Annotated in this window: 7 protein-coding genes and 1 pseudogene; all 8 read left to right on the top strand. The window is 68.9% G+C overall.

What is annotated here, in order from left to right; genetic code table 11:
- Nucleotides 1-14 precede the first annotated feature (14 nt).
- The 8 genes and pseudogenes from AC067M_RS26710 (at nt 15) to AC067M_RS26675 (ending at nt 12,826) form a co-directional block, all read left to right on the top strand.
- Complete coding sequence (locus tag AC067M_RS26710; protein ID WP_478699561.1) at nt 15-1,151, top strand: ricin-type beta-trefoil lectin domain protein; 1,137 nt, start codon at nt 15-17, stop codon at nt 1,149-1,151.
- A 67-nt stretch (nt 1,152-1,218) separates the two neighbouring features.
- Nucleotides 1,219-2,685: pseudogene (locus tag AC067M_RS26705) on the top strand (glycoside hydrolase family 10 protein); the annotation flags it as partial.
- Nucleotides 2,686-3,079: 394 nt separating this feature from the next.
- Nucleotides 3,080-4,507 (top strand): arabinofuranosidase catalytic domain-containing protein, encoded by a 1,428-nt coding sequence (locus tag AC067M_RS26700; RefSeq protein ID WP_478699560.1) that lies wholly within the window; start codon nt 3,080-3,082, stop codon nt 4,505-4,507.
- A 111-nt stretch (nt 4,508-4,618) separates the two neighbouring features.
- Nucleotides 4,619-4,798: an RICIN domain-containing protein gene (locus tag AC067M_RS26695; protein ID WP_478699559.1), complete on the top strand. Its 180-nt coding sequence runs from the start codon at nt 4,619-4,621 to the stop codon at nt 4,796-4,798.
- Nucleotides 4,799-4,927: 129 nt separating this feature from the next.
- A complete protein-coding gene (locus tag AC067M_RS26690) occupies nt 4,928-6,757 on the top strand; it encodes an RICIN domain-containing protein (RefSeq protein WP_478699558.1) in 1,830 nt (609 codons plus the stop codon).
- A 142-nt stretch (nt 6,758-6,899) separates the two neighbouring features.
- Entirely contained in the window at nt 6,900-9,308 is a 2,409-nt protein-coding gene (locus AC067M_RS26685; RefSeq protein ID WP_478699557.1) for a ricin-type beta-trefoil lectin domain protein, read from the top strand.
- A 69-nt stretch (nt 9,309-9,377) separates the two neighbouring features.
- A complete protein-coding gene (locus AC067M_RS26680; protein ID WP_478699556.1) occupies nt 9,378-11,360 on the top strand; it encodes an alpha-L-fucosidase in 1,983 nt (660 codons plus the stop codon).
- A gap of 146 nt (nt 11,361-11,506) precedes the next feature.
- Nucleotides 11,507-12,826 carry an RICIN domain-containing protein gene (locus tag AC067M_RS26675; protein ID WP_478699555.1) on the top strand — a complete coding sequence of 440 codons (1,320 nt, stop codon included), beginning with the start codon at nt 11,507-11,509 and terminating at the stop codon, nt 12,824-12,826.
- Nucleotides 12,827-12,901: the final 75 nt, after the last annotated feature.

Here is a 12,901-nt window from a genome sequence, read left to right as displayed (position 1 = left end):
AGTGAGGAACGCTGATGAACAAGTACTCGGCACCCTTGGCCGCGGCGCTGACGGCCGCGCTCGGCGTGGGCGCCGCCCTGCCCGCGGCGGCAGCCACGAGCACCGAGCCGCCGCTCTCCGCCGTGCGGGCCGCCGCGCCCGCCCCCCTGCGGCTGATGCCGTTGGGTGACTCGATCACCTGGGGCGTCGGCAGCCCGTCCGGGAACGGCTACCGGGGCTTCCTGCGGAACCAGCTGGCGGCCGAGGGGCACGCCGTGGACTTCGTCGGCTCGGGCCGCAACGGCACCATGTCGGACCCGGACAACGAAGGTCACTCCGGCTGGCGGATCGACCAGATCACCGGCATCGCGGACTCCGTGCTGGCCCGTTACCGGCCGAACGTGGTCACTCTGGAGATCGGCACCAACGATCTGAACGGCAACTATCAGATCCCGACAGCCCCCGACCGGCTCCGCGCGCTCATCGACCGGATCACCCGCGACGCCCCCGACGCGACCGTCCTCGTCGGCACCGTGATCGTCTCCACCAGCGGCACCGAGGAGGCCAACCGGCCCGCGTTCAACGCCAAGCTCCCCGGAATCGTCCAGGCCGCGCAGGCTGCAGGCAAGCACGTACGCCTGGTGGACATGAGTGCTCTGACCGCCGCGGACCTGGCCGACTCCCTGCATCCCAACGACAACGGCTTCAGGAAGATGGCGGACGCCTTCAACGCCGGGGTCCAGGCCGCGGACGCGGCAGGCTGGATCAAGCCGCCGGTTTCCGTGGGCGGGCAGGTGCGCTCCGGGATCGCGGGGAAGTGCCTGGACGTCAACGGCGGCAACAGCGCCAACGGGACCGCGGCGGACATCCGGTCCTGCAACGGCTCCGACGCTCAAACCTGGTCCGCGCGCTCCGACGGCACCCTGCGGGCGCTCGGGAAGTGCCTCGACGCCACCGGCCGCGGTACCGCCAACGGCACGAAGATCCAGATCTGGGACTGCAGCGGCGGCACCAACCAGCAATGGCAGGCGTACAACGGCGGTTACCGCAACCCGGTCTCCGGCCGCTGCCTCGACGACCCCGGCGCGTCCGCCACCGACGGTACGCAACTGGTCCTGTGGGACTGCAATGGCGGCGCCAACCAGCAGTGGACCGCTCTGCCGGTCTCCTGATCCCGTGACCCGACACCGCAGCACCGTCTCGCGGTCGGTGTCCCCCCCACAAGGAGAATGACCCTTCATGTCCTGGCTCAACGAGGCGCCCCGCCTCCGCAAGGCCCTGACCTCGGCAACCGGTTTGGCCGCCGGCACGTTACTGGCTCTGGCCGGCACGGCGACGCCCGCCGCCCATGCGGCTTCCGGCACGCTGGGCGCGGCCGCGGCCGACAGTGGCCGCTATTTCGGCACGGCCGTGGCCGCCGGGAGGCTCGGCGATTCGACGTATTCCACGCTTCTCGACCGGGAATTCAACATGATCACCCCGGAGAACGAGATGAAGTGGGACGCCACCGAACCGTCCCGCGGCAACTTCAACTTCGGTCCGGCCGACCGGATCGTCGGCCACGCCACGGCGCACGGGCAGCGGATGCGTGGCCACACCCTGGTGTGGCACTCGCAGCTGCCCGCCTGGGTCAGCGGCATCAGGGACGCGAACACCCTGCGCGGCGTGATGAACAACCACATCACCACGGTGATGAACCACTTCAAGGGCAAGATCTACGCCTGGGACGTGGTCAACGAAGCCTTCGCCGACGGCTCCACCCAGCACCGCAGGTCGGTGTTCCAAAACCTGCTCGGCAACGGCTTCATCGAGGAGGCGTTCCGCACCGCGCGGGGCGTCGACCCCTCGGCCAAGCTCTGCTACAACGACTACAACATCGAGAACTGGACCGACGCGAAGACCCAGGGCGTCTACACCATGGTGCGCGACTTCAAGGCGCGCGGCGTGCCCATCGACTGCGTCGGTCTCCAGAGCCACTTCGGCGCCGGCGGCCCGCCGTCGAGCTTCCGGACCACCCTGGCCAACTTCGCCGCCCTCGGTGTCGACGTCCAGCTCACCGAACTCGACATCGCCCAGGCGCAGCCGACCGCCTACGCCAACACGGTACAGGCGTGCATGAACGTCCCCCGCTGCACCGGCATCACCACGTGGGGGATCAGGGACAGCGACTCGTGGCGGGCGAGCGAGAACCCGCTGCTGTTCGACCGCAACGGCAACAAGAAGCCGGCCTACGACGCGGCCCTGTCCGCGCTGGGCGGCGGCGGTACGGGCGACCCGGGGGGCATCGTCTCGGGCGAGGTGTACGCACTGAGCGATGTCGCCGCGGGGCGGGTGCTGGACGTGCCGGGCGGGCAGACGGCGAACGGCACGCCCCTGCAGGTCTGGGATTCCCATGGTGGTGCGAATCAGCAGTGGCGGGCGAGCCAGAACGGTGATGATTCCTACACGCTGACGAATGTCGGCAGTGGGCGGGTTCTGGACGAGCCGGGTGGTCAGACGGGCAACGGCACGCGGATGGCGATCTGGGATGCCAATGGTGGGGCGAACCAGCACTGGCGAGCGAGCCGGAACGGCGACGGTTCGTACACCTTGACCAACGTCGCTTCCGGCCGGGCGCTGGAGGTTCCCGCCGGGCAGAGCGCCAACGGGGCCCCCGTCCAGATCTGGGACTCCAACGGCGGCGCCAACCAGCACTGGACCTTCAAGTGAGGTGATCGGCGCCCAGCGCGCGCTCCTGCCACTGGATCGCTTCGGCGGACCGGAACGAACACCCGCGCCCGGCACGGCGGCCGTCGCCGGACGCGGGTTTCGCCATGCCGCCACAGCGGCCTGACCAGCGGAAAACATGGGATGGATCGCGTTCCGGTCGAGTGAGACGTGTCTATTGACAGGGGGAGAGGCGTATGAAATCACTATCGACATGGGATGTCTGAGGGTTTCCTGTGGGTGCTCTCGGGTGTCCTGGCCCCCCGGACAGGCACGGCACTCTCTGTCCCCTTCCCCCACATACTCAAGGAACAGAATGCAGCCTTCATCCGTTTCGACCTGGAGCCCCGCGGCTCTTGGACGACGCTTACCGGCGGTCGCCGCCGCATGTGTGATGGCACTGCTGACCATGTTGCTGGCCACCGCGCCGACATGGTCGGCGCCGGCGTCGGCGGCACCCCTGGTGAGTTCGGCGTCGGGGCGGTGTCTGGACGTCAAGGGCAACGTCGACACGCCGGGAACGGCGTTGGACATCTGGGACTGCAACGGCCAGGTCAATCAGGCGTTCGAGTTCACGTCGTCGGGTGAGCTGAGGACGATGAGCGGCACCCGGTGTGTGGACGCCTACGACGACCGGACGGCTCCGGGAGCTTCGGCGGTCATCCGGTCGTGCGACGGACGGTCGACCCAGAGGTGGCGACAGAACTCCGACGGGTCCGTCACCGGTGTCGGGTCCGGCCTGTGCCTGGACGTCAACGGGGCGGGCACGGCCAACGGCACCGCGGTCATCCTGTGGACCTGCAACGGCCAGAGCAACCAGAAGTGGAGCACCCCGACACCTCCGCCTTCGCCCAGCGGGTCGGGCCCGTGCGACATCTACTCCGCGGGCGGTACGCCGTGCGTGGCCGCGCACAGCACGGTGCGGGCGCTCTACGGTTCGTACAACGGCGCCCTGTACCAGGTCAGGCGCTCCTCGGACAACGCCACCAGGGACATCGGCGTGCTGGCACCCGGTGGCTTCGCCGACGCGGCGGCACAGGACTCGTTCTGCGCGGGCACCTCGTGCGTGATCACGGCCGTCCGCGACCAGTCCGGGCACGGCAACGACCTGTGGTACCAGGGGTCGGCCCAGGTCCCGGGATCGACTCAGAGCAGCCCCGCGAAGGCGACCTCCGAGTCGCTGACCGCCGGGGGCACCAAGGCGTACTCGCTGTACATCAATCCCGGGAACAGCTACTGGCGGGACGGCCACCTGACGGGTGTGCCGACCGGTGCCGCACCCGAAGGGGCGTACATGGTCACCAGCGGCACCCACGTCAACAGTGGCTGCTGCTTCGACTACGGCAACAGCGAGACGACCAGGAAGGCCGACGCCGCCGGGGCGATGGACGCGATCAACTTCGGTACCCAGTGCTGGTTCGGCGGCTGCGCCGGCAGCGGTCCCTGGGTGCAGGCCGATCTCGAGTGGGGCCTGTACTCCGGCGGCAGCCAGTCCTGGAACACCAAACAGCGGGCTTTCCGCAGCAAGTTCGTCACCGCGATGCTGAAGAACAACGGGACGTCGAGGTTCGCCCTCAAGGGTGGCGACGCGCAGTCCGGTGGCCTGACCACCCTGTGGGACGGCGGGCTTCCCGGCGGATACAGCCCCATGAAGAAACAGGGAGCAATCATCCTGGGGAGCGGCGGCGACTGCTGCAAGCCGGGCGGCGGCGCCAACCTGAGCGCCGGCACCTTCTACGAAGGAGCGATCGTCGCCGGGTACCCCTCCGATGCGACCGACAACGCGGTGCAGGCCAACGTCACTGCAGCCGGCTACCGCTGAGCTCCTTTCCACGCGTGCGGGAGGGGTGATCCTCCCGCACACCCGAAGGACCGCCGCGGGACCTGTCCCGCCGCCATGCATGTGTTCTCCCACAACTCGGCCCAGGAGTCGATGAATCATGCCTGCAACGGCCAGCCCAACCAGCGGTGGAACCTCACCGCGGACGCCACCCTCACCAACGCCCGGTCCGGCCTGTGCCTGGACGTGACCGGCGCCGCCACCGCCAACGGCACCCCCGTCGAACTGTGGACCTGCAACGGGGGATCCCACCAGCGATGGTCACTGGGCTGACCCCCTTGACCCCCTGAGGGACCCGTCACCCGGCGCCGGGCGGCACCCGACCACCGCCCCGGCGCGTCACCGCACCCCACCGCATCACACGCGTCGCAGCGCAGCGGCGCCGAACCGCAGGAGGATCGGATGAGGACGAGAGCGAGACCCGGCCGTCTGGTACTTCTGGTCGGCACCGTCCTGGCACTCGTGCTGCCGCTGCTGTCGACGGCCGCGAGCCAGGCCGCCTCGGACAAGTCGCTGAGCGTGCACCTGGCGTCGACCCGCGGGCCGTCGACCGGCGTGGGGGAGGGGTTCCTCTACGGCTTCAGCGAAGACGGCAGCCGGCCTGCGGACCAGTTCATCCAGCCGCTGGGGATCAACGCGTTCCGCGGTGGTGGGTGGTTCTCCGGCGGTTGGATCAGGGACGGCTACCAGTACGGCTCGGCCACCCGGGCCGACGTCGACTCGATCATCGCGCAGGCGAAACGGCTCACCCGGCCGCCCTACCACGCGCAGTACCAGGTGCTGGTGAGCGACATCTACGGCGCGAACGGCGGCCAGCCGTCGAACACGAGGTACCCGTGCGACAACGGCGACTGCTCCAACTGGGTCAGCTTCATCGACTCCACGGTGGGAGCGCTGCAGGCTTCGGGGCTCACGTTCTCCTACGACATCTGGAACGAGCCGGACATCTCCGCCTTCTGGACCCGGGGGGTGAACAGCGCCCAGTACTTCCGGATGTGGGACACCGCCTACCGGGAGATCCGGCGCATCGCCCCCGGAGCGCAGATCGTCGGGCCGTCACTCGCGTTCACCCCGGAGCGCAACCCGGGTGAATGGCGGACCTGGCTCGCGCACGTGAAGGCGGCCGGGACGGTGCCGGACATGATCGCCAACCACAACGAGGGCGATGTCGACGACCCGGTCACCGTCGCGCGGAGCCTGAACAGCGCCCTGACCGCGGCGGGCATCGGTCCGCTGCCGCTGTCCTCGAACGAGTACCAGCCGGCCGACCGACAGACCGCCGGGGTGACAGCCTGGTACCTGGCCCGGTTCGCGCAGTCCGGATACACCAACGCGATGCGCGGCAACTGGGTGTGCTGCGTCACCCCGAACCTGACCGGAGTCCTGACCCAGAGCGGGGGGAGCTGGCAGCCGACCGGCAACTGGTGGGCGCTTCGGGACTACGCCGACATGACCGGCACCCTCGTGGACACCTCCGGCCAGGTCGGCTCGACGGCGATCTCGGCCTCCGAGGACTCCGCGAACAAGCGCGCGGTGGCGATCATCGGCGACTCGAACGGGTACACCGGCGCCGCGTCCGTGACCTTCGACGGGCTGTCGTCCGTGCCCTGGCTGGCGAACGCCGACAGCGTGCACGTCACCGTGCACCGTATCCCGGACCAGGCGCCGCTCGGAGCACCACAGACCGTGTACGACCAGAACGTGAGCACCGCCGGCGGCTCGATCACCGTGCCGTTCACGTTCCAGGGCGCGCACGACGCGTTCGCCGTCCATCTGACGCCGGCCTCGTCCGGCGGCGGCTTCCCGGACGGCTACCACCAACTCGTGGTCGCCAGCGACAACCTGTGCCTGGACGTGTACGGCAACTCCGGCAGCGCGGGTGCCGCGATCGACCAGTGGACCTGCAACGGGCAGGGCAACCAGCAGTTCCGGTTCGTGCCCGCCTCGGGCGGCTACGGCGAACTCCGGGCCCAGAACTCCGGCCTGGACGTGGCGGTGGCCGACAGTTCCACGGCGGCGGGCATCCCGGACATCGTCCAGCAGGCACCCGGCGCGGCGGCCAACAGCCTCTGGCTGCCCGTGCGGCAGTCCGACGGTTCCTACGCGTTCCAGAACAAGAACAGCGGTCTGTGCCTGGACGTCTACGGCGCCGGCGGCAACCTGGGGCAGCAACTGGACCAGTGGCAGTGCAAGAACAGGCCCGGCACGAACCAGGACTTCATCCTCCGCTGACGGCGGCTCCACGGACACCGGCCCGCGAGCGACCTCCGGCAACCGTGCAGCCACGGCCACCACGAGCAGCACAGCCATCGCGCCCATGGCCGGACCACCCCGGCGGCCACGGGACACCTCCGACCTGCGAAAGGAACCCACCGTGTCAGCATTCAGCCGGTTGTTCCGGCGCCTGCGCGCCTCGACGGCCGTGCTCGCGGGCCTCCTCCTGACCGCCGGCGGCATCGTGAGCACGGCCGCCGCGCCGGCCCAGGCCGCCACCTCCATCACGATCAACGGCGCGTCCGGCGGCCGGACCTTCGACGGCGTCGGCGCGATCAGCGGCGGGGGCGGCAACAGCAGACTCCTGATCGACTATCCCGAGCCCGAGCGCGGCCAGATCCTCGACTACCTGTTCCGGCCCGGCTACGGCGCCTCCCTGCAGATGCTCAAGGCCGAGATCGGCGGTGACACCAACTCCACCTCGGGGGCCGAGCCCAGTCACCAGCACACCCGGTCCGACCTGAACTGCAACCGGGGCTACGAGTGGTGGCTGATGGAGCAGGCCAAGGCACGCAACCCCGACATCAAGCTGAACGCGCTCGCCTGGGGCGCGCCCGGCTGGATCGGCGGCGGCAACTTCTGGTCCACCGACACCATCAACTATCTGCTCTCATGGCTGGGTTGCGCGAAACAGCACGGGCTGAGCATCGACTACCTCGGCGGATGGAACGAGCGAGGCTACAACGTCTCCTGGTACCAGCAGCTGCGCGGCGCGCTCAACAGCAACGGCTACGGCAACGTAAAGATCGTCGCGGCCGACTCGGACTGGTCCGTGGCGAACGACGTCAACTCCAACCAGGCGTTCGCCGCCGCGGTGAGCGTCATCGGCACCCACTACCCCTGCGGCTACCGGTCCTCCCAGACCAACTGCTCGGTGCCGTCGGCCGCCACATCGTCCGGCAAGCCGCTGTGGGCGAGCGAGAACGGCTCCGACGACTACAACGGGGGAGCGCAGGCCGTGGCCCGCGGCATCAACCGCGGATACATCGACGGACGGATGACCGCGTACTTCAACTGGCCGGTGGTCGCCGCGCTCACACCCAACCTGCCGTACCCCACCATGGGTCTCGCCCTGGCCTCGCAGCCGTGGTCCGGCTCCTACTCGATCGGCAAGAACGCCTGGGTGATGGCACACACCAGCCAGTTCACCGCCCCGGGGTGGCGGTACCTCGACGCCTCCAGCGGCTACATCGGCGGCAACCGCAACAACGGCAGCTACGTCTCGCTCAAGTCCACCAACAACTCCGACTACTCCACGGTCATCGAGACGATGGACGCCGGCAGCGCCCAGACGCTGAACTTCAACGTCACCGGGGGGCTGTCCACCAAAACCGTCCACGTCTGGTCCACCGACGTCAAATCCAACAACCCGGCCGACCACTTCGTGCACGCCACGGACATCACCCCGTCCGGCAGCGGTTTCAGCCTGACCGTACAGCCCGGCCACATGTACACCCTGACCACCACGACCGGACAGGGCAAGGGCACCGCCACCGGTCCCGGCCGGAGCGCACTGAAGCTGCCGTACAGCGACTCCTTCGACGGCTACGCCACCGGCACCGAGGCGAAGTACCTCATGGACTGGCAGGGCGCTTTCGAGGCGGTGGGCTGCGGCGGCGGCCGCGGCGGCAGGTGCGTGCGCCAGATGAGCCCGCAGAAGCCGATCACCTGGGACAAGCTGACCGATCCGCACGCCCTGCTCGGTGACGTGAGCTGGGGCAACTACACGGTCTCGTCGGACGTGATGCTCGAACAGCCCGGATACCTCGAACTGATCGGCCGTGCGGGCGGGCACGACTACGACCGTACCGGAGGGCAGAACGCCTACCGCCTGCGGGTGAGCGACACCGGGGCCTGGTCGATCCTGAACTCGAACACAGGCGGCACCGTCTCCACCCTGGCCCGGGGCACGACCGCCGCGCTCGGCACCAACCGGTGGCACACCCTGGGCCTCACCTTCTCCGGCACCACGATCACCGCGGTCATCGACGGTGCCACGGTCGGTTCCGCGAACGACAGCACCTGGGCGACTGGGCAGATCGGCTACGGGACCAGCCAGGGCGAGACGGCACAGTTCGACAACCTGTCCATCACCCCCGGCAGCGGCGGAAACGACGGCGGTACGACCGGCGCGATCGTCGGGGCCGCCTCCGGCCGGTGCGTGGACGTGCCGAACCAGTCGCACACGGCCGGCACCCAGGTGGCGCTGTGGGACTGCAACGGCGGCAGCAACCAGCAGTGGACCAACACCTCGGCCGGTGAGCTGCGGGTCTACGGCAGTGACTGCCTGGACGCCGCGGGCCAGGGCACCACGCCCGGCACCAAGGTGGACATCTGGAACTGCAGCGGCGGCAGCAACCAGAAGTGGACGCTCCACGCCGACGGCACCATCACCGGTGTCCAGTCCGGCCTGTGCCTGGACGCGACCGGAGCGGGAACCGCCAACGGCACCTTGCTGCAGCTGTGGACCTGCAACGGCAGCAGCAACCAGAAGTGGACGCGCGACTGATCCAGGTGACCGGCTGACGATCACCGACTCCCGTATCTCCTCCGTCATTCCCCGAGAGGCCCCCCATCCATGTCTTCCTCCTCCCTGCCGCTCAGCCGGCGCCGACTGCTGGCGGCGGCCGGCGCGGCCACTGCCTCCGGCCTGCTGCGGTTCGCCCCCGAGGCCGCCGCGACCGACGGCCCCGGAAGCTACACCCCGAGCTGGTCCTCCGTGGACCAGCACCCCCCGGCCCCGGCCTGGTTCCAGGACGCCAAGTTCGGCATCTACTACCACTGGGGCGCCTTCAGCGTTCCCGCGTTCGGGAACGAGTGGTATCCGCGCAACATGTACATCGGCGGCTCGGCCGAGAACAACCACCACAAGGCCACCTACGGCGACCCCTCGGTATGGCCGTACCACAACTTCATCGACGGCGCCCGCGACAAGGCCGGCAACCACGTGCAGTTCGCCCCCAAACTCGCCTCCCAGGGCGGCAGGTTCGACCCGGACGCCTGGGCGCGGCTGTTCAAGGCCGCGGGCGCCAAGTTCGCCGGCCCGGTCGCCGAGCACCATGACGGCTTCTCCATGTGGAACAGCCGCTCCAACCCGTGGAACTCGGTCCAGCACGGCCCAAGACTCGACCTCGTGGGGCTGCACGCGCAGGCCATCCGCGGGCAGGGGCTGAAGTTCATGGCCTCACTGCACCACGCCTACAACTTCACCGGCTACTACGACCACGTGCCGTCCCAGTCGGACCCGACGCTCCGCATCCTCTACGGCCAGCTGAGCTCGGCCGCGGAGAACAAGCTCTGGTACGACAAGCTGGTCGAGGTCATCGACGGCTACCAGCCGGACCTGGTCTGGCAGGACTTCAACCTGGGCCGGGTGGAGGAGTCCTACCGGCTCCAGTTCCTCGCGCACTACTACAACCAGGCGGTCGCGTGGAACAAGGACGTGGTCGCGACCTACAAGGACGGCCTCAACAACAAGGGTGAGGTCTTCGACTTCGAGCGCGGCGGCCCGGCAGGGCTGCTCACCCCCTACTGGCTGACCGACGACAGCATCTCCTCCTCCAGCTGGTGCTACACGGTGGGCATCGGCTACTACTCGACGCAGGCCATGCTCCACTCGCTGATCGACCGGGTCAGCAAGGGCGGCAGCATGCTGCTGAACATCGCTCCGATGGCCGACGGCACCATCCCCTCCGGGCAGCAGTCGATCCTGCTCGCCATGGGCGACTGGCTCGGCCGCTTCGGGGAGGCGGTCTACGCCACCCGCTCCTGGGCCAGTTATGGCGAGGGCCCCACCAAGATGGGCGGAGGCTCCTTCAGCGGGCCGGTGGCCGGCAAGCCGCAGGACATCCGGTTCACCCGCAGCCGGGACAACAAGGTCCTCTACGCCACCGCGCTGGGCTGGCAGGGCGGCACCATGCACATCACGACGCTGAACTCGAACCAGATCAACCTCAGCAGCCTGACAGGCGCTCAACTGCTGAACAACACGGCCGGCACCTACATCAACCTGCCCGCACCGACCCAGGATGCCTCCGGCCTGCACCTCACCATGCCCTCGTCCAACCCGCCGTTCAGCGCCCTGGCGTACACGGTCAAGCTCACCTTCTCCGGTGAGATCCCCGTCCTGGGCGCGCCGGGCGGCTCCACGACCTGGGTGAAGATCGCCAACGTGACCAGCGGACTGGTGCTCGACAGCGGGGGCAACGTCGCCTCCGGCTCCAACCTCAAGCAGTGGAACTACGACGGGAGCACCAACCTGCAGTGGCAGCTGATCGACCTCGGCAACGGCTACTACCGCATCATGAACCGCACCAACGGCATGGCCGCCGACAGTTGGGGCAACTCCGCCAACGGCGCTCCCGCCCGCCAGGAGGCGTGGAACGGCGGCAACAACCAGCAGTGGTCGCTCAACAGCCTCGGTGGCAACCGCTACCAGATCGTCAACCGGGGCACCGGCACCGCCCTTGACGGCAGCGGCAGCACCACGGCCGGCTCGACCACGGTGATGTGGACACCTAACTCCAGCACCAACAACGCATGGACCATCACCGGGGTCTGAACCGCCACAGCGGTCGCTACACACCGCAGGGCGGAGCTGCGTCGTGGTGTCACCGCCGCACACAGCCTCCGTACCCGGGCGACCGACACTCCCTGCCCATCCCTCGACTACGGAAGAAGGCGTGCATGAAACGCAAACCGCTCTTAATGTCCATCGCGGCTGCGGTAATTCTCATCCTGGCGGCTGCGGGCACCTCGTTCAGCAGCGGCCTCGGCCGACCCGCGTCGGCCACGACCACCAGCGCTGTCCGGGCGACCGCCGGCTGCGGCAAGGCCCCCGCGCTGACGAGTGGTACACACACGATTCAGAGCGGCGGCCAGACGCGCAGTTACATACTGCGGGTTCCTGCCGGCTACGACAGCAACCACCCCTACCGGCTGATCTTCGGTCTCCACTGGCGGGGCGGCACGGCCAACGACGTCGACTCGGGCGGAAGGGACGGGTACAACTGGTCCTACTACGGCCTCCGGCGCCTGGCGGACAACGCGAACAACAGCACGATCTTCGTCGCCCCCCAGGGCAACGGCAACGGCTGGGCCAACCCCGGTGGTCAGGACGTGGCCTTCGTCGACGCCATGGTCAGCCAGATCGAAGCAGCTCTGTGCGTCGACACCACCCAGTTGTTCGCCACCGGCTTCAGCTACGGCGGCGGGATGTCGTACGCCCTCGCCTGCTCCCGGGCGACGGTCTTCCGCGCGGTCGCGGTCTTCTCCGGCGCGAACCTCAGCGGGTGCAACGGCGGCACTCAGCCCATCGCCTACATGGGTCTGCACGGCCTGAGGGACAACGTGCTGCCCATCTCGGCAGGACGGGAACTGCGCGACACCTTCGTCCGGAACAACGGCTGCACCCGGCAGAACCCGCCCGAGCCGGCCAACGGTAGCCTGACGCACATCATCACCACCTACTCCGGATGCAGGTCCGGATACCCCGTCGTCTGGGCCGCGTACGACGGAGCGGGCCACGACCCCGGTCCCATAGACGGTTCCACCGGTTCCGGCTGGCGCACCTGGACGTCGGCAGCGGTGTGGCAGTTCTTCACACAGTTCGGCTCGAACCCGCAACCGCCACAGCCCTCCGACAGCCAGAAGATCATCGGCCAGCCGTCGGGGCGCTGCCTGGACATCAACAACTCCACCACGGCCAACGGCACGCAGGCACAACTGTGGGACTGCAACGGTGGCTCCAACCAACGGTGGACCCACACCGCCGCAAAGCAGCTGGTCGTCTACGGCAACAAGTGCCTGGGCGTCGGCCAGGCAGCGGGCAACGGCACCCCGGCGGCGATCTGGGACTGCAGCGGGCAGGCGGACCAGCAATGGAACGTCAATCCCGACGGCACGATCACAGCAGCGCAGTCGGGGCTCTGCCTGGACGCCAGCGGCCAGGGGACCGCCAACGGGACGAAAATCCAGCTGTGGAGTTGCTCGGGCGGTGCCAACCAGCGCTGGCGCCTGGAGAACTGACAAGCAGGGGCCAGGCACGGCACGGTGCGTGCCTGGCCCCGCAGAATTTCCCCCTCAGCGGCTGACGGTCACCGC

The organism is Streptomyces sp. NPDC043427, assembly GCF_056436655.1.
This window is presented reverse-complemented; position numbering and strand designations above follow the sequence as displayed.

Excerpts from the sequence above, each read along its gene's own strand:
- AC067M_RS26700 (WP_478699560.1), top strand. The coding sequence starts at position 3,080 with ATGGCACTGCTGACCATGTTGCTGGCCACCGCGCCGACATGGTCGGCG.
- AC067M_RS26680 (WP_478699556.1), top strand. The coding sequence starts at position 9,378 with ATGTCTTCCTCCTCCCTGCCGCTCAGCCGGCGCCGACTGCTGGCGGCG.
- AC067M_RS26710 (WP_478699561.1), top strand. The coding sequence starts at position 15 with ATGAACAAGTACTCGGCACCCTTGGCCGCGGCGCTGACGGCCGCGCTC.
- AC067M_RS26675 (WP_478699555.1), top strand. The coding sequence starts at position 11,507 with ATGTCCATCGCGGCTGCGGTAATTCTCATCCTGGCGGCTGCGGGCACC.
- AC067M_RS26690 (WP_478699558.1), top strand. The coding sequence starts at position 4,928 with ATGAGGACGAGAGCGAGACCCGGCCGTCTGGTACTTCTGGTCGGCACC.
- AC067M_RS26695 (WP_478699559.1), top strand. The coding sequence starts at position 4,619 with ATGAATCATGCCTGCAACGGCCAGCCCAACCAGCGGTGGAACCTCACC.